A 25,814-nucleotide genomic window follows, 5' to 3' on the forward strand; every position below is an offset into this window, starting at 1 on the left:
GGTTCCTGCACATTGCCTTTTACTCATCCCGCAAACTATCCACCGGATTAGCCATCGCCGCGCGGATCGCCTGTCCGCCCACCGTCAGCAATGCAATCACTACCGCCGATAATCCCGCCAGCCCGAACATCCACCACTTCATGTCAATCCGGTAAGCAAAATCTTCCAACCAACGGCTCATGGCCCACCAGGCAATCGGTACGGCCAATACGATGGCAATTCCCACCAGTTTCAGGAAGTCTACCGAAAGAAGTCGAATCAGGCCGGCCACAGAAGCTCCGAGTACTTTTCGGATACCGATTTCTTTGGTGCGCTGCTCAGCGGTGAATGCAGCCAAGCCGAACAGGCCCAAGCAGGCAATGACAATGGCTAAGGTGGCGAAAGCGAAACTCAGCTGGCCCACACGGCGCTCCGTACGGTACATATGATTAAATGCGTCGTCCATAAACCGGTACGCAAAAGGATAGCCCGGTGCCAACTTGTTCCAGATGCCTTCCATCTGCGCAAGCAAAGCAGGCAGATTAGCCGACTCCACTTTAAACGCAGCTTGCATTGGATGATCTTCTAAAAAAAATCCCAGCGGATATACCGGATCGCGGAGTGATTCAAAATTAAAATCTTCCACGACGCCAATAATATCATACGATTTCACCGTACTACCAAATGTAAAATAAATCTTCTTACCTACGGCGTCATCTCCAAACCCGAGATTCTTGACAGCGGTTTCATTCAGGATGACCGCGGTAGAGTCTGCCGGCCTCGCAGCCGAAAAGTTACGACCGGCAATCAGTGCCAAGTCGAACGTAGGCAAATATTGATCATCGACCCGCCAGGTTTGCATCGAAATCGAATTGGTGGGCGACATGACCGATTCTTTCGAAAACGTATTATCGCTCCGGCTCGAATTCGAAACCGGGAAGTACCCGCTGATGGTGCCCCGTTTTACGCCCGGAAGGGTCAACACCTGATCGCGGAACACGTTGGATTGACCTCCCAATGCATGGTAGTCATTAATCAGGATGACATTTTCACGATCATACCCCAGCTTTTTCTGCTGGATATAACGCAGTTGCGCAGTTACGATAAGCGTGCCGACGATTAATATTATGGACGTTGTGAATTGGAAAACCACTAAACCGCTTCGCAGCGGACTTTTCCCAGACCCGATACTTGCACGAGACTTTAGTACACGCAATGGTTGAAATGCCGACAGGTACAGGGCAGGATAATAACCAGCGATCAATCCGACGAACAACGCAAGAAGGAGGATGAAAGGAATAGACTTGATGTTAAAGAGGTCAGCTATGGCAAACGACTTCCCCGAGAGCTCATTAAATAGCGGAATCACCAGCATGACAATGCCTACGGCCAAAATGGTAGCACCCAATGTAAGCAAGAGCGATTCGACCAGAAATTGACTGGCAACGCCGGATCGCGACGAGCCCAATATCTTACGGATTCCAACATCTTTTGCCCGGTTGGCCGAACGGGCAGTGGACAGGTTCATGAAATTTACGCAGGCAATTAAAAGGATAAATGCGGAGATCGCCCCGAAAATATAAACATATTGAATGCTGCCGGGGGGGCTAAGTTCACCCATCAGGTTCGAACGGAGGTGAATATCCGTAATAGGCGTAAGGTCATAATAAAATACGTTGCCTTGACTCCTGAACTCCTCCATGCTGGATAACTCCATGAATCGTCGTGCGGCTGGGAGGCAATATTTTTGGACATAATGCTCTAGGTGGCCCTGCAGCGCAGATCGGTCATCCGTGCTTTTTAGCAACAGGTAGGTCGCAAAGTTATGTGAAAGAAATTCGCCCCAATCCCCATATGGCGCATTTTCCATAGAAAACAGGAAATCATAGTTGAAATGGCCATTTTTTGGCATATCGTCAATGACTGCGGTGACTTGGTAAGGCGTGACTCCGGCGTCATTGGTTTCCAGTGTTTTACCCAAAGCATCAACGGTATTGAAATGCCGAATGGCTGCCGAACGCGTAACGACTACGCTATTGGGCGCATCCAATGCATGAGAAAGATCACCATGCAGTGCGGAATAGGAGAAGATCCGGAAAAATGATGAGTCGGCGTGAACCACCCGAGCTTCATTAATCCATTTATCACCCTTTTTCACCAGCTTGGCCCCCGAAGCGGAATATAAACGGGCAAAGGCTTCTACTTCGGGATATTCCTCTTGGAGCACTGGCCCCATCATGTCGCTCGTGTAGGCCATCTCGAGCTTGCTTTCCCCAATGTGAATGTGTGCGTTAGCCCGCACAATACGATCCGCATTGGCATGAAAACGGTCGTAACTTAGCTCATCCAGCACATAGGCCGCAATTAACATAAATCCAGCGAGACCAAGCGCCAACCCGATGATGTTCAGCGAAGTGAACATCCGATTCGTTTTCAGGTTTCGCCACGCGGTTTTAAAATACGTTTGTAACATGTTAATTTGATTTTATCACTCGTCTCTCAAACTATCCACTGGATTCGCTGTTGCCGCCCGGATGGTATGAAATAATACCGTTGCCAGCGTCATTAGTAATACGGCAATTGCTGATAGGAGGAATGGAACAACCGATAACCCGGTATGGTAGGTAAATAGCTGCAACCACTTGTTCATAAAATACCATGCAACCGGAAACGCGATCAAGCACGAAAGACCAACCAGCACCACGAAATTTCCCGTAATTAGCGGAATAATCCGGCCCACGCTCGCGCCCAACACCTTGCGGATACTGATTTCTTTCTGTCGTTGCTCCGTGATAAAGCCGATAAGGCCAAGCAATCCTAGGCAGGTAACCAGGACGGTCAGCACGGAGAATGCAGTAAACAACTTGCCCCGTTTCTGGTCTGCCGCGTACTGCGAATCGAAATCCTGGTCGAGAAACGTGTATTGGAAAGGCAATTCAGGAAAAAGCGCTTTCCATGCGGTCTCTATACGCGCAATCGTGGCTGGAATATTCCGAGGATCCAGTTTGAGTTGAATATTGTTACTGTTTGGCGCATAAAATAAAATCAACGATGCGATCGGGTTATACAGCGATTGTTGGTTGAAATCCTTGACAACACCCACTACTTCAAAGTAATTGCCGGACGTGTCTCCCGGAAATTTTACGGTTTTACCGATTGCATTTTCACCCCATTCGAACTCCCTGACCATACGCTCGTTGACGATGATGCTGCGCAACGTGTCCGATAGCCCGGAAAAGTTCCTTCCCTGCATGATTTCCATGCCCAGGGTGTTGATGTAGTCTTCGTCGATGCCGTAGGTAAACACTCCCTTGTCCACAAACCCGTTTTTGGACTCGACCGTAAAGAGATTAAAGTTGATATTTGCACCCGGTACAGCTTGAGACGTACTGACTGCCAGCACTTGGGGATTTTGCCGCATTTCATTTTTGAAGGAAAGGATTTTGCCGCGCACATCGCGCTGTGAATTGGCGGTTATCGTCAATACCTGATCCTTGTTGAACCCGAGGTCTTTCGAGCGGAGGTATGCCAGCTGGTTATAAACTACCCAGGTGCAGATAAGCATGATGATTGAAATGGAAAACTGGATGACAACCAGCGCGCGGCGGAGCGTAACATTACTGGAGCTTTTGGAAAGGCTCCCTTTCAGTACACTCACTGGATTGAATTTTGAAAGGTAGAGTGCAGGATAGCTTCCTCCCATCAATCCCACGAATACCACCACGGCCAATATCGTGAGCAACGTATTCGGCTGCAACAGCGTATCGAATGAAATCGATTTGCCCGACAACGAATTGAATACCGGTAATAGTAACGCGATGAGTCCAAGGCTCAACAGTAGTGCAAACAACGCCGTCAATAAGGATTCGATTAGGAACTGCGAAATCAACTGCCACCGGGAAGACCCCGTAACCTTCCGTATGCCGATTTCTTTCGAGCGCCGGGCGGACCGGGCCGTTGTTAGGTTCATGTAGTTGATGCAGGCGATCAATAACATGAAAAAAGCAGCTGCCGAAAATATATAGATGTACGAGATGTTTCCCAATTCTTCCGGTTCGCCTTCCATATCAGAATGGAGGTGAATGGCTGTAATCGGTCGGATGCCGAACCGAATGTTGATTTGGAACTGCGCGAAAATAGAAGCCAGGTATTTATCATACATCGGCAATAATTTTTGTTCAAAGGACGCAGCCTTGGTTTGCGGCTTCAACAGCACATACGTGTGAAAGCCGAAACCACCCCAATTATTGGCAAAGTCCGCAGGTAACGAACTCCTTGAAATCAAGACATGGAAGATGATGTGCGAATTTTTAGGGACATCTTTTACTACACCGGTTATTTTATACACGTCCCCATTGGTGTTTTCCAGTGATTTTCCCACATAACTGCCATCCTTGCCAAAAAATTTCTCCGCGACCGACTGCGTCAGCACCATGGAGTTCGGGGCCACTAACGCGGTATGGGGATCGCCTTCAATAAACGGATGCGTAAAAACCCGAAAAACGTTGCTATCTGCGAAGAAAACCTTGTCCTGATAAAGGCTTAATTCACCTTTTTTGTACAACACATTGCCGTTGCCCACAAATCGGACAGCCTCTTCCACTTCGGGATAATCTTTGCTCAATGCCGGAGCCATGGGAAAAGGTGTGGACACCCATTTCAGTGTGTCTTTTTCTGGTTCCTTGATATAAGATTCCACACGGAATATGCGGTCCGCTTTTTCGTGATACCGGTCATAACTGAGTTCGTCCTGAATGTAGAAAATCAGAAAAAGGCTGAATGTGATGCCAATCGTAAGCCCAAGAATATTCAATAGGCTGTACCATTTGTCTCGTTTGAAGTTGCGCAAGGCAACTGATAAGAGGTTTTTTATCATGGTTGTGGCGTTACTGTTAATTCGTATATTTTCCTTTACTCAATTATCCCCCGTTTTCTTCGTTTCCACCGCTTGGACGCCACTCATTCATCCCTCAGGCTATCCACCGGATTGGCCACTGCCGCCCGTATCGCCTGTCCGCTTACCGTGAGTAAAGCAATGACTACGGCAGCGAGCCCCGCCACGGCAAACATCCACCATTGGATATCGATATGGTACGCAAAGTCTTCCAGCCATTTGTTCATTGCCCACCAAGCAATGGGGGAGGCGATGGCAATGGCGATCAATACCAGCTTCACGAAATCCAGCGACAACAGTTTCACAATGCTTGCTACACTGGCACCCAATACCTTGCGTACGCCAATTTCTTTTTTACGCTGTAGTGTGCTATACGAAACCAGTGCCAGCAATCCGAGGCATGAAATGAAGATCGTCAGTAACGCAAACTGGAAAAACAATTGGCCAAAACGCTCTTCGGCCCGGTATTGACGATCGAAAAATTCATCGGCAAAGAAATAATTGAAAGGTCGGTTCGGAATAGTCTCCTGCCATTTAGTGGCGATAGCCTCCATGGTGGACGGTAGGTTATCCGTGTCGATTTTGATGGAAATATAGTTGGAGAAATTGCCTTGCCCCAATTGAATAGCCATGGGCGTAATCTGCGCCTGAAGCGACCGGAAATGGAAATCTTTGACCACCCCGATGATCGTACCGTCGCGACCATTCCCTAATCGAAATTGTCGATCTATTGCATCTGCAGGATTACTGTAACCCAACAATTGGACGGCGCGCTCATTCAGCACGAGGCTGTGGGTTGAATCCGACGTGAAAGCGGTTGAAAATGCTCGGCCGGCCACGACCTTAATGTCATATTGTGGGATGAAATTTTCATCCACATTATACAGGTCGACCGTTACGGTTTGCATATCGCCGTTCTGATTCTCCAACTCGGCATATACCCTGCCATTGTCTCCGCCCGGTATATTTCCTGAGCGTGTGGTGGACTGGACGGCGGGAATGGAAGACAACAACGATTTGAACGTTTCCTGTTTGCTGTCGAAACGGGTTTCCACAACCAAGGTTTGTGTTTTGTTAAACCCAAGGTCGTGGTTGCGCATGTAGCTTAATTGGTGATACACAATAAACGTCACCGCAATGAGCGTTACCGATACGGCAAATTGGGTGATCACCAATGTTTTTCTAAGCCATATCCCATTTCCGCCCGGTGCAAAACGACCTTTTAATACCTTCGTGGGTTTAAACGAAGACAATACGAAAGCAGGATAACTGCCCGCAAACAGGCCGATCACCAAGGTAAGTAATACCAGTACGACCAGGGATGCTGGTCGGCTGAAAAAGCTAAAGGCTGCGGCTTTGCCTACAAATTGGTTAAACCACGGAATGGTGATTTCGATAAGAACAAAAGCCACCGCGAAGGCGATTAGGCTCACGGTTACCGCCTCCCCCAAAAACTGGTTGACAAGCTGGTAGCGGTTTGCGCCCGCTACCTTGCGAACCCCAACCTCTTTGCCCCGTTCGGCGGCCCGGGCGGTGGTGAGGTTAACGAAGTTAATGCAGGCGATGAGCAGGATAAAGAGGGCGACCAACGAAAAAATATACACATTATTGAGGTTGCCGCTTTCGAAACCTTGATTGGTGATTCGGTTGGAACCTAGGTAGATACCTTCGAAAGGTTCCAGAACCAGGGTGAAACTCATTTCCGTCTGCTGAATCTCTTGCGGCAATCGTTGTCTTAAGAAGCCGGGCAGTTGCCTTTGAAGTTGATTGGGATCCACCCCCTCTTTGAGCAAAAGAAAGGAGGCGGTGCCGAAATTACCCCATTGATCATTTACCTGGGGGTCGAAGATTTGCTGACAGGTGGCGAATGACAGGAAGATATCCGCTTTTAGCGATGAGTTGCTTGGAATATCAGCCATAACGCCTGTGACCTGGACGGGCATGGCACTTTCCATGATATAAAGGGTCTTGCCAAGTGGGTCTTCGTCTCCGAAATATTTCTTTGCGGCAGTTTGGGAAATGACCATCGAAAACGGATGCTGTAATGCCGTTTGGGGGTTGCCGTTTATTAACGGGAAGTCAAATACAGCGAATAGGGAAGAATCCGCAAAAAACGTGTTGGGCTCCTGAAATTTCCTGTCACCTATGCGAGCCAGCAAACTGATCTGACTGAGCCGGACAAACTGTTCTACTTGCGGAAAATCCTGTGCTAGATGAAATGCCATGGCGCTGGAGGAAGCTCCTTCGTGAATCGTTTCGGCAGGTAATTTGATGTCAGTGGCCAAGCGGTAAATGCGCTTTCCATTTTTATGGAAGCCATCGTAGCTGAATTCGGTGTGCACATATTGATAAATGAGGAAGCTTGCGGTCATGCCGATAGCCAGCCCCAATACGTTGATGAGCGAAAAGACTTTGTTTCTCATCAAGCTGCGCCATGCGATTTTAAAATAGTTCCTGATCATTTAGTGTGAATTTGTAAGCAAATGAACTTATTCACTCATCCCTCAGCGATTCTACCGGATTGGCGGTCGCCACACGGATCGCTTGCCAAGCTATGGTAACCATCGCTATTAATAGGGCCGCAAATCCTGCCAATACAAACATCCACCATTGGATTTCAATGCGATAGGCAAAATCGGACAACCAGCTGTTCATCGCCCACCAAGCGAGGGGAGCAGCGATGAACATGGCTATCAACACCAATTTCACGAAATCTTTGGACAGCAAGGCCAAGATGCTCGTTACCGTTGCTCCAAGCACTTTCCGGATGCCAATTTCCTTGGTACGCTGGAAGGCCGTAAGTGCAGCCAGACCAAAAAGCCCTAAGCAACTAATGAGAATGGTAATGACCGTTGCCAGATTAATGAGCTTACCGATCTGTCGTTCCTGCTTATACATCGCTTCCAGTGTTTCATCATAAAATCGGTATTCGAAAGCTTCAGAAGGATAGAAAGCATTCCATTGCTCACGGACAGCGTCCAGGGTAGCCTGCCAGCGGGTAGGGTCATGGGTATTCATTTTGATGTTAAATGCGGTGAGGCTCGACTTTTCAGTGGCCAGGATCACCGGTGCAATCGGTGTATAAAAATCCTGTGTGTGAAAATCTTTCACCACTCCAGCGATTGCATGGCTGGGATTTCCTCTTTGCCCGATAAATTTACCGATGGCTTCACTGGGCGTTGCGAATCCAAATGCCCTGGCGGCGGTTTCATTGATTATAAATTCGGAGATGGTGTCAGACGCATGCAGGTTTCTGCCCGCAAGCAAGGCTATTTGATACAGACCCAAATAGGCCGTGTCGATGAGCTTTTTGTATCCGGTGATCTCAACCGGATTGTTTCCGTCCGGGGCATACCCAAATGGGCTCGACGAATAACCGGATGACAAGGGAGCGCTTCCCAAAGCAGCTTTTTCGATACCTGGTAGCTGCCTAAGTTCATTGAGCAGCGTGAACTGCTTGTCTTTATAACGCGGATCCGATACGTATTTCCAGGGTACATTGACTAATATAACGGCTTCTTTATTAAAACCCATGTCGGCCTTCAGGGTATGCCGAAGCTGCATGCCGATAATAATCGTGCTAATAATAAATGTCAAGGCGATGGTGAATTGGAACACGATCAGCACCTGCTGGAGCGAAAAACGACGCTTGGGCGGAATCACCGAAAAGAAATTTTTGAACACGTCGACGGTTTTCACCCGTGTTATTACCCAACTCGGGTATAATCCCGCGAGTAACGTGATGAGTACCACAAGGCCAAGCATGAAACCGATCAGCAAACCCGCACCCGCTGCTGGTGTCACGCCCGCGGGGATGATGTCGGCCAAAGCCCAGAATGCCAACCTGCCGAGTGCCAAAGCAAAGACTGAAGCAATAAGTGCGGTAATTAACGTTTCGCTTAAAAACAAGCCGATCAATTGCCAAGCCCCTCCTCCGAGAGTCTTTCGTACCCCGATTTCCCTGGCCCGTTGCGGAATCTGCGCCACGCTCATGTTGACGTAATTGATACAGGCCAGGATAAGCAGGAAACCGCCGATACCGATCAATCCGTATAAGACCATTTTGCTGGTTTTGCTGACACCATAGTCAGATACATGCGTGGCAAAATGCACTTCTCGTATGGGCAATAACTCATAGGATCGACCCCGTTTAGGTACATCGGCGTTTCCCTGGCGCTTACGCTCTGCTTCGAAGGCGCTCCAATGACGGGCATCAAGTTCATTGATCTCGCGGAGTTTCGCGTTCGCATCCACGCCTTCAGCCAACTGCAGATAGAGCCTGTCGCTACCATTGGTGTTGGTCCACATGTAGGCTTCGTAATTTGTTTTGGGCAAAGCGAAAAACTCCCGGGTAGTGAATTCAGACGGGGTGTAATAGTCGGCTACGATCCCTGTTACGGTCCGCGTCAGCGTATCGCGCCCGTAATACGTAATCGTTTCATGAAGAATATCTTCGGGCTTTACGTTGGGAAAGTATGCGTGGGCGCGGCTTTCGGTGAGTACAACGCTTTCAGGGGCATTCAGGGCTGTATGCTTATCACCGGCAATCCACCTATAGGGTAGCATATTGAAATAGGACGTGGTGGTAGCGGCAATCTGATCAGGGTCTTCCTTGATGAAGACTTCCTGGTTTTTCCGTTTGATTTCCACGCTGTTTATCCATTGACCAAACACCGGAACCACGTGTTCCATTCCGGCAATTTCTTCCACGATTCCCAGATACAGCGGCGCCGATACACCTCCCATGCGGGATTCCTTGCCTTCCCGACTGAATGCGCTGATAACTTTATAGATACGTTCGCTGTTGGTCAATTGTGCGTCGTAGCTAAATTCATAGTCGAGAATGCGATAGATTACCCAGCAGGCGCTGATTCCGATGGCCAATCCCAGGATATTCAATGCGGTGAACAATTTGTTTCGCCACAGGTGCCGGAAAGCATTTCTGAAGTAGTTCCTTATCATCTTTTTTAATCTTTGGCTATCGGCACTCTGCGCTCAGCCATTTTCCTCTATTGTTTCTGTTTATTGCTTTCATAATTTTAACTGGACCGCTGACAACGGTTTGTTATTCATCCCGCAAACTATCCACGGGATTGGCCACTGCCGCCCGTATCGCCTGCCAGCTGACCGTTATCAAGGCAATAATCACCGCGATCGCTCCCGCCGATGCAAACATCCACCATTGGATTTCAATCCGGTAGGCAAAATCTTCCAGCCACTTATTCATCAGCCACCAAGCGATGGGCGACGCCAGGACAACTGCGATCAATACCAGTTTCACAAAGTCCTTCGATAGCATGCGCACGATGCCTGAGACCGTGGCGCCCAATACTTTGCGTATTCCGATTTCTTTGGTACGCTGGAAAGCCGTGAGTGTCGCCAACCCGAATAAGCCAAGGCAACTGATGAAGATGGTAATGCCGGTGGCAGCCCGTATTAATTTTTGGGTATTGCGGTCACTTTCATAATATTCTTCAATAAACTTGTCATAGAAGCGGTATTCAAAGGGAACGCCTGGGTATACTTTTTTCCATTCACCTTCAACGACTTGGATGGCCCCTTGCCATGCCGCAGGGTCCTTGGGCAATTTAATGTTAAACGTATGCAACCTATCTTTCGCTGATGCAATAGCCGTTGGCTGGATTTCTGTGCGAAGTCCCATTTGATGGAAGTCGCCGACTACACCTACAATGGGATACGACTGGCCATTGTATGGCGTCACGAGTACCTCGCCTATGGCCTCGCTGGGCGAGGAAAATCCGTATACTTCCAGTGCTTTTTCGTTGATGATCAGCTCATTGATAGTGTCTGAGGGACGTAGGTTGCGTCCTGCGAGGAGTTTCAATCCGTAAACACTCAAGTATGCGGTGTCCGCCATTTTCATGTGTAAGGCCTTTTGGATTTCCACCGTATCCCTGAAATAACTGTGTACGTTGCTCATCATCCGGTCGTCCAACGGACGATCACCCAAAGCAACGCCTGCAAACTCCGGCATTCGCTTAAGTTCATTGGCCAGCACAAACTCCTTGTTTTTATTTTCAGGCCGGTTGTATATTTTATAAGGTACATCAACCGTTACAATCGCTTCCTTGTTGAACCCCAAATCCTTGTTCAATGTATAGTGGAGCTGCTGACCCATGATGACAGCCGATATGATGAAGATCTGGGCCACCAAAAATTGAAAGACGATCAATCCCTTGCGAAGCCACATGCGGTCTCGGCCCACGGTTTTCTCCGTCTGGCCCTTTAATACATTGACCGTGCTGACCTTCGTTAATAGGAACGCCGGATACAAGCCGGAAAGCAGCGAAATCGCCGCAATCAATGCCAGTGCAAATACCAACATTCCTCGATAATTTGCATATTCGAATATACCTTCGGGAAGAAAGGCCGAAAAAGCCCTACTTGCCAATAACGTAAGTAAGAAAGAAAGACCAAGGGCAAGTAGCGTTACCGCAAAGGTTTCGCCCATGAAATGTCTGGTAAGACTGGCGGCAGTGCTGCCGAGTGTTTTTCGGATGCCTATTTCCCGCGCCCGTTGGGGCAGGAGTGCGGTGCTGAGGTTGATGTAATTGATACAGGCCAAAATCAATAAGAAGGTCCCTACGGCGATCAGTCCATGGAGGACGTTTTTGTTAGCTGTACGCGTTTGGACGCCGAAATTTGTGGCGAAATGTTTTTCCGGTAATGGCAGCAGCTCATACCAACGTTCAAAATTATACTGGGCAAATTGTTCTGCATTGAACTTCCGGCACACGGCATTTACCTGGTCTGTGATATCTGCCGGATCTGTGTTGGATTGGACTTTTACAAACACCAAATCATTGGAACTCATACCTCCCCACGATCCTTCGTTCAGATCGGCTTCGGAAATCCGCATGAACTCCGTATTGTTCCGATTAAAGCTGTTCGGATAATCAAGAGCCGCTACCACTCCTGAAACCTGCTTGTGGAGTGTATCGTCGTAGATAAGCGTTTTTCCAATCATTTGATCGGAAGTGAGGCCCGGGAAGTACTCCTGCGCCTTTTTTTCGGTAAGTACCACCCCGTTTGGCGCGTTCAGCGCGGTTCGTTTATCACCCGCCAGCCACTGGTAGTCAATCAGATCAAAGTAACTGGGTAGCGTGGTTACTTGCTCGGTCGATCGGTCAAAAACGGTAGGCTTCTGTTTGCCGTTTTCCGGAACCGACACGGAATTGTAATATTTGTAAAACATGGGCACCACCAATTCGGCACCGGAAACGTCGTTGAGCAACACGTTAATCACCGGCTTTTCAACACCCGCAAATCCATCTTCGCCGTTTTTGTTTTTGCTTTTGCTCACCAATTGATAGATTCGGTTGGCATCGGGCAACTTTTGATCAAAACTATATTCGTAATCCACCATGCGGTAAATGATCCAGCAGGCGCTGATGCCAATAGCCAGGCCTAATACATTCAAGGCTGTAAACAGACGATTACGCCATAAGTGGCGGACGGTGGTTTTGAGGTAATTGGTATTCATTGTCTTTTCCGTTGACCTACTCGAACTTCAAAAAGGTGCATGATCTACGGTAATCTGCACCTAGGTTGTTGTGACAGTTATTGCGCCAAACTGTTAAGTGACTTATAACGTGTGTGTTATATAGTAACGCTCGCGATGAAGTGTTCGATATCGGACACCGGATGTTCAATAGCGTACGCTTTCCTACTTCTTGCCGTTCCTTAAAGCGGTAACGCCGCACTCCGATCACTCATCTCTTAACGAGCTTACCGGATTTGCAATAGCCGCTATAATGGTTTGGATACTGACAATCACTATAGTGATGAGCAGCGCACCGACGGTCGCCGCTGCAAAAATCCACCACGATAGTTCGGATCGGTACGTGTATTTCTGAAGCCATCCGTGTAAAAAGTAATGGGCAATTGGAATGGCTATCACGCAAGAAATGAATACCAAGGCTATCAAATCCTTCGAAAGTAGTTTCCAAAGCTGAAAAATGGAGGCTCCAACGATTTTACGGATTCCGATTTCTTTGGTTCGCTGCTCGGCCACGAACGATGCCAACCCGAACACCCCTAAGCTACTGATCACAATCGCCAGCACGGTAAAAAAAGTGGCAAGCTTACCTACGCGTAGTTCTTGCGTAAATTTGGCTGCATATTCCGAATCAGCAAATTTATACTCAAAGGGCGCATTGGGAATGACCGTTTTGAAAACCTTTTCAATTTCGGCGATACTTTCGGCGGTTGTTTTCCGTGGATTCAGTTTGAAATTCATCCAGTTGCCGTAATCGGCGTTTAGCAGATATATCGCCTGCTTAACAGGTTCAAACGGCGAGCTCATCACAATATCATCTACTACACCAATAATCCGATAATCGGTTTCCCCCCATGTTATCACTTTATCAACGGGGTCTTCAATGCCCATAAATTTCACTGCGGCTTCGTTGACGATAACGGCGGTTGAATCCGTAGCAAACTCCCGCGAAAAATCTCGTCCGGCGTTGATGTGCCAGTCAATGGTTTTTCCATATTCATGCGTGACCCAAATTGTGGCAAAGTCGGTCGATAGATTGGGATCTTTGCCGTCCCAATCAAAGCCACTGTTGTTTGACCATACGCCGGTAAGCGGGCTGGACGATTGCGACATTTCGGCAATGACATCTTTTTCCTTCAACATGGTTCGTAGCACGTCATACTTTCCGTAAAAGTCGGGCGTTACCATCTCTACCATCATCAACCGATCCCTGTCGTATCCCACTGGACGATCTTTGGTATGCTGGATTTGTCTGAATACGACGATGGTACCGATAACCAGTGCTACTGAAATGGTGAACTGTATCACCACCAATACTTGGCGTGGCCGACTGGCGAGCCTACCCGCCCGGAATGTGCCTTTCAGCACTTTCAACGGATTAAAGGACGACAAGTAAAGCGCTGGGTAGCTGCCAGCGATAAGGCCTGTAAGGAGCGAAAAAAGTAGCCCACTGGCCCAAAACCAGCCATTGAGCCAAGGGATATGCATTTTTTTGTCAGCTACTTCGTTGAACCACGGCAGCGCGGCCAATACCAATAAAATGGAAAGCGCAAAAGCCATCAGTGCAATCAACACGGACTCACTCAGGAATTGAGCAATGATCAACCGCCTAGCGGATCCCACGGTTTTGCGTATGCCTACTTCTTTTGCCCGCTTTTCAGATCGTGCAGTGCTAAGGTTCATGAAATTGATGCACGCCAGCAGTAAGACAAACACACCAATGATGCTGAATAGTCTTACGTATTCAATCAATCCCCCGACCACCTGATCTCCTTTCCACTCGTTCCGGAGATGCCAGTCTTTCATGGGATGCAGCAAGATCTTTGCGTTGAATTTTTTGTCTTCTTCAGAAACGTTATTCAATTTGGCATTTACAATTGCAGCGTTGACAGCTGCAAAATTGCTCCCGTTGGGAATTTGGGCAAACAGTTGGAATGAATTATTTTCCCATCGGGTAGCAGCATCTTGGATCCACGGCTCCGATGTTACGTATAAAGACCAGGGAGCGATAAATTTTAAGCTGCGGAAGCTTGTATTGTAGGGAAGGTCTTGATACACCGCGGTTACCTTGACTTCCAGTTTCTGGTCGATCTTCATCACGCGGTTCAGCGGGTCTTGTTCACCAAAAAATGCGTTGGCCGTTGATTGCGACAACATGACGCTGTTGGGAGTCCGCAAACCGTCAATACTTCCCTGGATGATGTTCAAAGATAACATTTTGGGGCCATCCATATCCATATAGATGCCCGGCTGCGAAAGATGCTTATCTTCGTGAGATAACACGTGGCTGCCTTCCCATGACGCCATGACGATGTACTCAAGGTGCTCGTGATAATTTGTTTTCAGTTCGTTTTCCAGGGGGCGCGGGACGGCATCGCCACTGTAGATCTCACCATTCCAGGTTTGGAGTTGCTTAACCCGCCCAATCCGGTCATAGTTTCTATGATATTTGTCGTAGGATAGCTCATCCCATATCCATAGGGCAATCAGGATAAAGACTGCCATACCTAAAGCTAGGCCAACAATGTTGATAAAAGATGTTTTTTTGTTTTTCAGTAGGTTTCGCCAAGCGGTTTTGAGGTAGTTCCTAATCATAATGCGGAAAATAATTGTTCACATTTCTAGAGACGTATAAAATATCCAACTGCTGCATCATTCGCTAAACCTGTGTCCTTCTCAGGTTTTGGAGTTCTGTCTGCGTTCCATATAGTAAAACAGCCAAGCGGAAAAATGGTCAAAATGTTCAATATGCTGAACATGCGGTTCTTCACTAGATTCCGCCATGCGGCTTTGAAGTAGTTCTTGATATTGTTGCTTTCGACTAATCAAGGCACTTTTCACGCCAAAACATGTAAGACATTGATAATTAATATTATAATAATGATGGGGTAGAGATTAGTGTTCGATATCGAACACCGGTTGTTCGCTATCGGACGATGCAGCGGCAGGGCCAATTTTATATAATTGCTAATATTATTAGTTTATTAAGGTTTTTTTTATATTTTTGCCTCAAACCCGTAACCTTATATGCAATGAAACCTAAATATATTGACCCACTTACCGATTTTTCATTCAAACACTTGTTTGGTGCTGAGCCAAACAAAGATTTATTGATTGACCTGCTTAATGGAATACTCCAGGGTCGTAAAGTAATCAAGGATTTGGTTTATAATAAAAACGAGCATGTCGGGGATGGCAGTACTATCGGCTCCGTGATCTTTGATCTGACCTGTACGGGCGATGATGGCTCACAGTTTTTGATTGAGGTCCAGCGAACAAATCAATCGCAACTCAAAAGGCGAATGCTCTATTACGCCAGCAAATTGATTGTTGATCAAGCTCCTAGGGGCAGGCGTTCAGCATGGAATTATGACATCAGCGAGGTGTATGTCGTTGTGCTGATGGATGGGTTTCGGATGCCTGGCGGGGGCGATGGTCGGTACCTGCATGATATTTGCTTATGTAACCGGAAGACGGGAGAAGTATTTTACGAAGCATTGGGGTTTTTCTATGTGGAATTGCTTAATTTTGTTAAGCAAAAATCAGAATTGGCTACCGACTTGGATAGGTGGCTCTATGTGCTAACCAACATGTCCAGGATGGATAAATTGCCTCTATACCTGAGAAAGCCAATATTTGAGAAGTTGTTTGATATAGCGGAATATAGCAAATTAAATAAGGAGGATCGTTCGATGTACGATGTTAGTTTAAAACGACGGTGGGACGAATACAGTGTACGGGAAACCGCTCGGAAAAGCGGGTATGATGAAGGATTGGAGCAAGGGATAGCGCATGGAATACAGAAAGGAATTAAACAAGGGATTGAACAAGGGATTGAACAGGGAATTGAACAGGGAATTGAACAAGGTATCGCCCAAGGGATAGAACAGGGTATCGCTCGAGGGAAATTCGCTTTTGTCCGGAATTTGTTGACAGAATTTGGTTTTTCGGATATCCAAGCAGCCAAAGCTGCAGATGTTTCCGTGGAATTTGTTCAACAGGTTCGTCTGGAACTGGCCAAGGGAAAGTAGTACCCATCGTTATTCGTCCCGCAATGATTCAACCGGATTCGCTATTGCGGCTTTGATGGCCTGCCAGCTTACCGTAAGCAGCGCGATGCCCATAGCTATCAGTCCCGCTACGACAAACATCCACCATTGTATTTCAATCCGATAAGCAAAATCATCTAACCAACTGTTCATTGCCCACCATGCAACAGGTGTTCCCAAGGTGATCGAGATCAGGATCAACCAAAGGGACCCCCTGGAAAGCAGGCCAATCAGGTTCCCTACACTAGCTCCCAATACCTTTCGGATGCCGATCTCCTTCACGCGTTGGCGGACCGTATAGGTGGACAGTCCCAAGAGACCAAGACAGGAGATGAAAATCGCAATACAGGCAAACATGTTGAAAAGAGTTCCCACGCGCTGATCGGAACGGTATTTAAGGTCAAACTGCCTGTCGACAAAATTGTACCGAAAGGGGGCTGGCGTATCGCCCGCATATTTTTTGTACTGCTGTTCAACGGCCGTGATCGCACTTGAAGCTTCCGCCGCAGTAGTGCGTACATACAACACGTTGCCGTCCCACCAGTTGTAAAGAAGCAAAGGGGTAATCTTTTCCTTTAGCGGTTTGAAGTTAAAATCCTTGACAACACCGGCAATGATTCCCGGTCGGTCGTGGAAGCTAATGGGGGTTCCAACATAAGGCGGGGTCAGGCCCATTGCCTGCACAGCTGCTTCATTGACAACATACAAGTTGCTATCTGCAGGGGTGCCCGTTAAGTTCCTTCCTTCGAGCAATTGAATACCCATGGTAGGGATGAAATCTTCGTCGATTAAGGACTGGGAAATAATAACGCTGGCATTAGTCGGCTTTCCCGGCCATATAAGATCACCGGTGGCATTTTGAATGTCAGTAATGTCGTATATATCCGATAAAGCCGCACTAACGACGGCCGGGTGCTTTCGAAGTTCATCTTTGATGGCCCCAATATGTTTCACCGCATTGCCGGGAAGTGATACACTGAACACGTGGCTTTTATCGTAGCCCAGATCGAGCTTCCGCATGTAGGCCAGTTGACCGCTGATGACCAATGTAGCGACGATCAGCACCATGGAAATGGAGAATTGGAAGATGACAAGGATCTTGCGGAGTGACGCAGCTGCGATGCCAGAGGCCATTTTCCCTTTCATTACCTGCAAGGGCTGGAAGCCGGATAGCAGGAGTGCCGGATAAATAGATGCCGCCAATAACGTGCCCAGTGCAGAATAACCGATGACTTTCCATATTTCCGCGTTACTGAGTGAAAATTGAAGGTGTTTACCAGCTATGTGGTTGTACAACGGCATGAGCAGTAGAATCAGCCCGATGGCGACGAGGAGGGCAAAACAGAATAGTAGCCCCGTCTCTAGGATAAATTGCAGAAATAGCTGCAGCTTGTTCGCACCAATCACCTTCCGGATACCTACCTCTCTGGCCCGGACCAGTGCACGAGCGGTAGTCAGGTTGATGTAATTAACCGCCGCGATAGCCAATACCATGATGGCGATGAGTAAGAAAATCTGTACCATCCTCGCAGCGGCGTTATTTCCATCCGCACTAACAAGGTGCATATCGGCGAGCGGTTGTAACTTGAATTGCACGGTGCTTGCTCCATCTCGGGCATCGGTATAGAGTTGGGTGAACTTTTTCCCCACCGTTTCCGGACTGGCGTTCTCGCGTAACTTGACAAAGGTATTAAAAGCGTAGCTCCCCATATCGACATCGATGGTTTTCCACTCACCGTTGCCTCCGTTGGCGGTAAATCGCTGTGCATAATGGGACATAGGTAGTACAGCATCAAATACCAGGGATGAATTATCAGGAAAGTCGCGTAGTAATCCGGTAACGGTGAAGTTATCGCCTCTGAATTGTATCACCTTGCCAATGGACTCTTCATTTCCGAAGAACTTTTTCGACGTCGATTCGGTTAGGACAATGCTATGAGGGTTCAGGAATAACTGCTCGATCGGGCCTTTGCTAAGGTCGAAGCCGAACAGATCTAAAAAGGAGCTGTCGACATAGGCCGTGGTAAGCCCGTCGAGCACGGTGCTGCGGTTTTCGGTCGCCAACACCTGGCCGTCACTTTGGCTGATGCGTACGATGGCCTCCACTTCAGGTAGCGATTGCGCATAGATGGCCAACGGGCCAGGGACCCCTTCCCAAACGGTGTTGGCATCCATATGAGCAGTAAACCGATAGATGCGGGAATGGTCTTTGTGGAAGCGATCGTAGCTTTTTTCGTGCTGTACCCATAACAATAGTAAAATGGCCGTAGCTAAGCCAAATGCCAACCCACTAATGTTCACAAACGTATGGAACTTGTGTTCCTTTAGATTCCGCCACGCAGTTTTGAAATAGTTCTTGATCATATTTTAGATATGAGATATCGACCTATATCTTCTTTCCCCAGGTTTTTGGCCTGTTGCAGACACGGCCTAGGAGACGTCAATGTAGCGCCACGGATCCGGTTGCGGAGCAACGGACGAAAACCCCATCACCCCACCGTCTCCATCAGCACCTGCCCATCCAGCATACGGATAATGCGGTCGGCATAACGGGCATCATGTTCGCTGTGCGTTACCATGACAATGGTTGTACCGGCTTCATTGAGTTCCGTTAACAGTTGCATAACCTCATTACCATTATTGGAATCCAGGTTACCCGTCGGCTCGTCAGCAAGGATCAGTTTGGGTTTGTTTACCACGGCGCGTGCTACGGCCACACGCTGTTGCTGACCGCCCGAAAGCTGTTGCGGAAAGTGATTGCGCCGGTGCATAATCTGCACCTTTTCCAGCACTTCTTCCACCCGTTTCTTACGCTCCGCTGCTGGGACCTTCGTGTAAATGAGTGGCAGTTCCACGTTCTCAAATACGGTCAACTCGTCAATCAGGTTGAAACTTTGGAAGACAAATCCGATGTTGTGTTTGCGCAGATCTGAACGCTTTCGCTCGTTAAATTTGGCAACTTCGATGCCATTGAAGAGGTAACTGCCGTTATCCAAATCATCCAACAAACCCACAATGTTGAGCAGCGTAGACTTGCCGCACCCTGAAGGGCCCATTACAGCCACAAATTCACCGTCTTTCACGTGGATGCTTAGGTTGTTAAGTGCCACCGTCTCAACCTCTTCGGTGCGATAAAATTTTTGTAGTTCGGTAATTTTAATCATGTTTATTTAGCTATCAGCAGTTGGCTATCAGCATTTAGCCATATGCATGGTTTGTTACTTTCAGTATTAATAGTTACTCCTTTATCGGCGGCCCTTCGCCTCCACAAATTTCCATCGGCTATCGGTCTATTCCGTCCGCTTCTTCTTGCTTTCTGATATTCATTTTCGTTCCAGTTTTTTAGTGTATTGAAAATCAATGTATTGCATGGATGTGAGTTTTTAAAACTGTCCGATATCGGACAGTTGTTGTTCACTTGCGGACAATGCATACCTCAGGGTTCTGTAGAATAGCCAATCACAAAAGTAAACGATTTCAACTACGGCTGTAGTTGGCGCACATAACGACAAAGAAATGACATTTAGGTGTTGGAACATTCAATTGCTTTCTTTTGTTTTGCGGAAAATTTAACGACTGGTTATTATGAGAAAAATTACTGCAGTATTTTTAATGGGTTTAGTGGTATTTGCCGCGGCATGCGGAAGCAATACCAAGCAAGCGGAAACATCAGAGGCGCAGCAAGTTGCTGAAAAGCAAGGTGACGCTTATGGGGTTGATTTGACAGCTTCGGAAGTCGATTGGAAGGCGTTTCATAAGGGTGGGTTTGCACCACGTTGGGGATCGTTGTCCGTTAAATCCGGCGAAGTGGCTGTCGCTGACGGAGCCGTTACCGGCGGAGACTTCGTGATCGATATGGCGTCACTCAGAGTAGACTCTGCTTCCGTAACCGAGGCGGATAAGAAGTATACCGATCTGGAAAACCATTTGAAAAACGAGGACTTCTTCAACGTAACGACATTTCCTACGGCTGAATTCAAGATCACGCAGGTATCCGATCTGAACAATGCCGCGGCAGGAGCGGTCGAGGGAGCAAACAAATTGGTGAGTGGAAATCTGACCCTTCTTGATAGCACGCTGAATATTTCTTTTCCTGCGAAAATTGATGTAACGGAAAACCAAGTTCTGGTGAAGGCACAATTCACCGTAAATCGCGCGGACTGGGGAATCAAGTTCGGTACTTCGGAAGCTGACCCTGCTGAATGGGGCATCAGCAAAGACATTGAAATAGGCGTAGACCTAACCGCTACCAATGCCAAATAGCTGGCGGTGATCAAACGGTAACTTTCAACTGCCTCCTGGGTGTTAGACTCAGGGGGCAGCTTGTTTATAGGCCAAATATGCGGCTATTCAATGCGAACTGCAGGTACTTGCACGTAAGTGCTGTCAGAAACCAGCTCGCTGCCGAATGACATAAATGAAAGAAATACCTCGACATCTGTTCCCAGCCAGTTTTCGTGGGCCGGTAGCGTGCACTCGCCGGTACCACGTGTTTCCTGATTAAGGAAGGGGACCCAGACATTTCGGTTGGGGACGTAAATGAGGATAGATAACATATCCGTACCATACGCATCTTTGGTGCCTGTGTTGTCATCCCAACGGATGTGCAAGCCTCCATCGGTCCAACTTGCCGTCGCGTGTTCCAGACCGGGCAATGTACCCTGGCTTACCACGAATTTGGTCCAGTCTATTTCCAGATTGGGATATTCCCCTTTTAGGGCCTGCTTTTTGTTGATGGAAAGCGCCAGGTTAAATGCCGTCATGTTTAAAGGGGCCGCAACTTGGCGGAAACTCGTGCGGATAAACACTTTAAGGGGTTTAAGTGCGTCCATGATAAGCTTCATGGCCTGCTCGTTGGCAAGCCGCGCTTCACTGCGCGGTTTATTGCTCTTGCGCGGTAATCCTCGGATAACGTCGAGTCCTTTCCACTTGTAACCGACTACACTGCCTACTTTTCCGCTGAAACTGCCATTCGGCCCGTTTTTGACTATAGCCATTTCGGTCATTAATTGGTTCTTTTCAAATATGCAAAGATCTTTGATAAAATACAAAAAATAATAGGAGATACTTCAAAATTAACAGTTATTTTATAGGTGTTTTCCCCTATGAAGTCCCTATAAAAACCGAATAACCTATGAATGATCTATCAATTTTTTTGACAACCATCCGTCACTAAAGATGGGAAAATTGTGTACACCAGCCAAACACCATTTGGCGTTAGGCCGTAAGAATACCAAGATAAAGTTTACGGACTAGCCGATTAGGAGGTGATCGCCAGTAACCTATCTCTTACCAAGAGACACGCGCCGATAATACCCGCCTTGTTTCCCAACTGCGATATGCTCAGTTGGGTGTCGTTGTTTACCAGACTTAGCGAATATTTATTGAGGCCATTTTTGACGGGGAGTTTTATATAGTCGCCTGTTGCCGCCAAGCTGCCACCCAGAATAATCAATTCAGGATTGAAGAGATTGACCAACGTGGCCATGCCTTTGCCGATTTTTTCGCCTGCTTCGGTAATGATCTCAATCGCCAGGGTGTCATCGTTGTTCGCAGCGTTGATGATGTCATCCAGTTTGATGTCATCTGGATGGGTGCGCCGGTTGCTTACAATGCTGGTCGCTCCCTGTCTTACCCGTTCCTTAAACAAGCGGGTGATGGCTTGGCCGGAAGCTTCGGTTTCCAGGCACCCCTTTTTTCCGCAATGGCAGAGGATTTCATTGTTGAACATGGGAATATGACCGAGCTCACCGGCAAAACCAGACTTACCGTAATACAATTGGCCATTTACCATGATTCCCATGCCAATGCCGTGGTCGAGGTTGACAAACAACACATTCTTCTCATCCTTTACCCCGCCGCTGCAAAATTCGCCGTAGGCCATCGCCCGGGAATCGTTTTCCAGGTAAGTATGTATACCAAGGGACGACTCGATGATCCGGCTGAGTGGATCTTCGTGAAAATTAAAAAAGCTATAACTGTAGCCGGTGGTGTAATTGATGCGCCCACTGAGATTGACGCCGATTCCGAGAATTTTTTCCCGTTGCACCGAACAGGCTTGAATGAATTGATCAATAACGGCACATAATTTATTGAGCGATTCTTCGGTGTTATTCAGTAAATAAGGAATGCCCAGCGTAACCTTGATTAGGTTGCGTTTGAAATCCATCAGGCCGATATTGATGTAGAAATTTTTGACTTCCACTCCCACAAAGAAAGCTGAATCGGGTTCCAGGCCATAGAGGTTGGGCTTGCGGCCCACACCGGCGTCCGTCTTCCCGTAATCTCTGGCCAACCCATCTGCGATCAATTCATTAACCAGCTCGTTCGCTTTGGGTATGCTGATGTTCAACGTTTTGCTGAGGTCCGTCAGGGTGGTATTCCCCTCGTTCGCAAACTGCGTTAAAATACGCTTCTTGAGTTGGATGTTTTTATAGGCAACACCCGATAGATCGGGACTGTGTAAATCTTCGAAAAAAGTAGTACCCTGCTGTTCCATGTTTGATGATGAGTTCGAATGGCGTTAGCGTCGCAAAGATATGTATTAAAAAAAAAATTAAAAAATTAAGGGCAAAACGCAAACGAAATGCAGGTTTCTAGACCTATAAAAGCGTTTTTACCTTTCGGTTAGCTTAAATTCGATCGATTTTTATTCAAATAAATAGTCAAATAAGCTACAATTAAAAAAATAATTTAAAATTTATTTGCACGATTTGAAAATATGTTATTATTTAGCCGAACGATTGGAAGTGTTAACCAGTTTATACCAATAAATCGAGGCAGAGGTTAAATGCAGGTGTCAGCGGTTATTCCGCTGAAACGCCTTAGTTGGAATTTAAGGAATGATGATAGATACAGATAAGTTAGCGGATTTATACCGGGATAGTCTTTTGGACAATGTAATCCCTTTTTGGCAGACAAATTCAGTGGATTGGGCAAACGGCGGGTATTTTACTTGTCTGGATCGGCAGGGGAAAGTTTACGATACCGATAAATTTGTCTGGTTACAGGCGCGGCAGGTATGGATGTTTTCCATGTTATATAATAAACTAGGGAAGAAGCAGGATTGGTTAGACGTTGCGCTTGCGGGAGCCAAATTCCTGGAAACACATGGTCGAGATGCCGAAGGAAATTGGTATTTCGCACTGAATCGGGAAGGCATGCCGCTTGTTCAGCCATACAATATTTTCTCCGATTGCTTTGCTGCAATGGCATTTGGGCAATTATCGGCTGCCACCGGCGTTGAAGAATACGGCGCGTTGGCCCGGAAAACGTTCGAAAACATTCTTAAACGGCGTCAAAACCCAAAAGGTAACTATGCAAAGGGATTCCCGGGCACGCGGAATCTGAAGGATTTTGCATTACCGATGATCCTCTGCAATCTCGTCTTGGAGTTAGAGCATTTGCTTGACGCGCCGTTAGTTTCCGAAACCATTCAGTACGGTGTTAACGAGGTGATGGAGATTTTTTACCGCCCCGATGAAAGGGTTATACTGGAGGCAGTTCACATGGACGGAACATTTTCTGATTCCTTTGAAGGGCGGTTGACCAACCCGGGTCATGGACTGGAAGCCATGTGGTTTGTCATGGATCTTGCTGAACGGCTAGGTAATAAAGACCTGATGCAGAAAGCTGCCGATATTACCCTACAGCTTATGGAATATGGGTGGGACAAAACATACGGCGGAATTTTTTATTTTTTGGATATCAAGCAAAAGCCGCTCCAGCAACTGGAATGGGATCAGAAGCTCTGGTGGGTGCATATCGAAGCCTTGATCGCTCTCGGCAAGGGATACCTGCATACCGGCGACGAGCGGTTTGCCCAATGGTTTGACAAATTGCATACGTACACTTGGTCGCGTTTTCCAGATGCGGAATTTGGCGAATGGTACGGTTACCTGAATCGCTGCGGTGAAGTGCTCTTGCCTTCCAAAGGAGGTAAATGGAAAGGATGCTTTCATGTTCCGAGGGGATTATTCCAGCTATGGAAAACCATGGAAGCCATCGGGGAAAAACAATCAAAATTGACGGTTCAGCACAAATAGCATGGCTTTTGTAAACACCGACCACCAATCGCCCGGTTCCACCGGTGCACAACGCTACACACCGGCATTGATTGCATTGGCTGTGCTTTATTTCATGATGGGATTCATTACCTGCCTGAATGATACATTGGTCCCATTTTTCAAGGCGGGGTTTACATTGGGGTATGCTGAATCGTCGTTGGTCCAGTTCTATTTTTTTCTGACCTATGCGGTGATGTCCATTCCCGCGGGAAAGATTGTGGATAAGGTAGGGTATAAGCGGGGAATGGTGATCGGTTTTGCAATTTCAGGTGTAGGCGCCTTTTTGTTCCTGCCCGCCTCGTGGTGGCATCAGTACCCGCTTTTTTTGTGTGCTCTATTCGTTTTGGCAATTGGCATCGTCTTGTTGCAAGTTGCAGCCAACCCCTATATTACCTTGCTAGGAAAACCTGAAACCGCATCGTCGAGGCTTACCCTGGTGCAGGGGGTGGGGTCAGTGGGAACGACCGTGGCTCCGCTTTTTGGCGCTCATTTTATACTGTCAAGACTTTCTGATTCCGGTGTGTCAAGCGATGCTGTCAGTATCCCTTATTTGGGTATTGGGGTGGTATTGTTACTCATTGCAGGAGTGATCTCTTTTTTGGCATTGCCTCAAATCGGCACCGGTTCCCCGTCTGTAGACACCAGGGAGAAAATTACAAGCGGAATATTTTCGTTCCGCAACCTGAATTTCGGACTGCTGGGTATTTTCGCATATGTAGGGGCGGAGGTCGCAATTGGCACGTTTCTGACCAACTATATCGCCAATCTGCTGCATATCGAGGAGCATGCGGCTAATAATTACGTTGCCTTCTACTGGGGAGGCATGCTTGTAGGAAGATTAATCGGTTCGCTGTTACTAAAGATTGTCAGGCCCCAGGTGTTACTGGCCTACGCCGCAATCACTTCGATCATCTTGATCGGGACATCCATTATTTCAAGTGGGCATTTCGCGGTTTGGACAATGATTGCCGTGGGATTGTGTAACTCGGTCATGTTTGCCATTATATTTTCTTTGTCAATCCGGGGCTTGGGTAGCTACACCACCCAAGCATCGGGCCTGCTCTCAACGGCTATTGTAGGCGGTGCGGTAGTGCCCTATCTGCAAGGAGTGCTAATAGATAACTATGGATGGACCATTGCCTTTGCAGTGCCCATCCTATGTTACGCCTACCTCTGCTTCTATGCCGGATACGGGCATCGGTCGACCAGGCTTTAATAGAATAATCAATTACCGTTATATAATCCTTATGTAGAATCTAACCTTTCAAAATCTAAAACGAACAAATCCAATTAGTAGAAAACTTATT

14 protein-coding genes are annotated in these 25,814 nt (G+C 47.4%); 4 read left to right on the forward strand and 10 right to left on the reverse strand.

Annotated elements, in window-relative coordinates:
* Nucleotides 1-19: 19 nt before the first annotated feature.
* The 6 genes from ACFQRK_RS10520 to ACFQRK_RS10545 form a co-directional block, all read right to left on the reverse strand.
* On the reverse strand, nt 20-2,452 hold the full coding sequence (locus ACFQRK_RS10520) for an ABC transporter permease (RefSeq protein ID WP_379006317.1): 2,433 nt from the start codon (nt 2,450-2,452) through the stop codon (nt 20-22).
* 15 nt (nt 2,453-2,467) lie between these two features.
* Nucleotides 2,468-4,855: an ABC transporter permease gene (locus tag ACFQRK_RS10525; protein ID WP_379006319.1), complete on the reverse strand. Its 2,388-nt coding sequence runs from the start codon at nt 4,853-4,855 to the stop codon at nt 2,468-2,470.
* Nucleotides 4,856-4,938: 83 nt separating this feature from the next.
* Nucleotides 4,939-7,335, reverse strand: a complete 2,397-nt coding sequence (locus ACFQRK_RS10530; RefSeq protein ID WP_379006321.1) for an ABC transporter permease — start codon at nt 7,333-7,335, stop codon at nt 4,939-4,941.
* Nucleotides 7,336-7,366: 31 nt separating this feature from the next.
* On the reverse strand, nt 7,367-9,835 hold the full coding sequence (locus ACFQRK_RS10535) for an ABC transporter permease (protein WP_379006322.1): 2,469 nt from the start codon (nt 9,833-9,835) through the stop codon (nt 7,367-7,369).
* 103 nt (nt 9,836-9,938) lie between these two features.
* Nucleotides 9,939-12,377 (reverse strand): ABC transporter permease, encoded by a 2,439-nt coding sequence (locus ACFQRK_RS10540; protein WP_379006325.1) that lies wholly within the window; start codon nt 12,375-12,377, stop codon nt 9,939-9,941.
* A gap of 225 nt (nt 12,378-12,602) precedes the next feature.
* Nucleotides 12,603-14,987, reverse strand: coding sequence for an ABC transporter permease (locus ACFQRK_RS10545; protein ID WP_379006327.1), 2,385 nt, complete (start codon nt 14,985-14,987; stop codon nt 12,603-12,605).
* A gap of 437 nt (nt 14,988-15,424) precedes the next feature.
* Between ACFQRK_RS10545 and ACFQRK_RS10550 the strand changes: the two genes are divergently transcribed.
* The gene (locus tag ACFQRK_RS10550; RefSeq protein ID WP_379006329.1) at nt 15,425-16,423 is read left to right on the forward strand and encodes an Rpn family recombination-promoting nuclease/putative transposase; all 999 of its coding nucleotides are present in this window, start codon (nt 15,425-15,427) and stop codon (nt 16,421-16,423) included.
* A gap of 9 nt (nt 16,424-16,432) precedes the next feature.
* Here ACFQRK_RS10550 and ACFQRK_RS10555 read toward each other — a convergent pair whose 3' ends face one another.
* Both ACFQRK_RS10555 and ACFQRK_RS10560 read right to left on the reverse strand, forming a co-directional pair.
* Complete coding sequence (locus ACFQRK_RS10555) at nt 16,433-18,805, reverse strand: ABC transporter permease (protein ID WP_379006332.1); 2,373 nt, start codon at nt 18,803-18,805, stop codon at nt 16,433-16,435.
* A gap of 125 nt (nt 18,806-18,930) precedes the next feature.
* Nucleotides 18,931-19,605 carry an ABC transporter ATP-binding protein gene (locus ACFQRK_RS10560; protein WP_379006334.1) on the reverse strand — a complete coding sequence of 225 codons (675 nt, stop codon included), beginning with the start codon at nt 19,603-19,605 and terminating at the stop codon, nt 18,931-18,933.
* A gap of 421 nt (nt 19,606-20,026) precedes the next feature.
* Here ACFQRK_RS10560 and ACFQRK_RS10565 point away from each other — a divergent pair, with 421 nt between their 5' ends.
* The gene (locus ACFQRK_RS10565) at nt 20,027-20,704 is read left to right on the forward strand and encodes a YceI family protein (RefSeq protein ID WP_379006337.1); all 678 of its coding nucleotides are present in this window, start codon (nt 20,027-20,029) and stop codon (nt 20,702-20,704) included.
* Between the two features lie 83 nt (nt 20,705-20,787).
* On the opposite strand, the gene ACFQRK_RS10570 is transcribed toward ACFQRK_RS10565, so the two are convergent.
* Together ACFQRK_RS10570 and ACFQRK_RS10575 are read right to left on the reverse strand one after the other, a co-directional pair.
* Entirely contained in the window at nt 20,788-21,438 is a 651-nt protein-coding gene (locus ACFQRK_RS10570) for a DUF6266 family protein (RefSeq protein ID WP_379006339.1), read from the reverse strand.
* A 263-nt stretch (nt 21,439-21,701) separates the two neighbouring features.
* On the reverse strand, nt 21,702-22,940 hold the full coding sequence (locus tag ACFQRK_RS10575; protein WP_379006341.1) for an ROK family transcriptional regulator: 1,239 nt from the start codon (nt 22,938-22,940) through the stop codon (nt 21,702-21,704).
* A gap of 343 nt (nt 22,941-23,283) precedes the next feature.
* Between ACFQRK_RS10575 and ACFQRK_RS10580 the strand changes: the two genes are divergently transcribed.
* Both ACFQRK_RS10580 and ACFQRK_RS10585 read left to right on the forward strand, forming a co-directional pair.
* The gene (locus ACFQRK_RS10580; protein ID WP_379006343.1) at nt 23,284-24,486 is read left to right on the forward strand and encodes an AGE family epimerase/isomerase; all 1,203 of its coding nucleotides are present in this window, start codon (nt 23,284-23,286) and stop codon (nt 24,484-24,486) included.
* A gap of 1 nt (nt 24,487) precedes the next feature.
* Nucleotides 24,488-25,723: a sugar MFS transporter gene (locus tag ACFQRK_RS10585; protein ID WP_379006345.1), complete on the forward strand. Its 1,236-nt coding sequence runs from the start codon at nt 24,488-24,490 to the stop codon at nt 25,721-25,723.
* Nucleotides 25,724-25,814: the final 91 nt, after the last annotated feature.

It is taken from the genome of Parapedobacter sp. GCM10030251, assembly GCF_042666505.1.
Lineage (GTDB): Bacteria > Bacteroidota > Bacteroidia > Sphingobacteriales > Sphingobacteriaceae > Parapedobacter.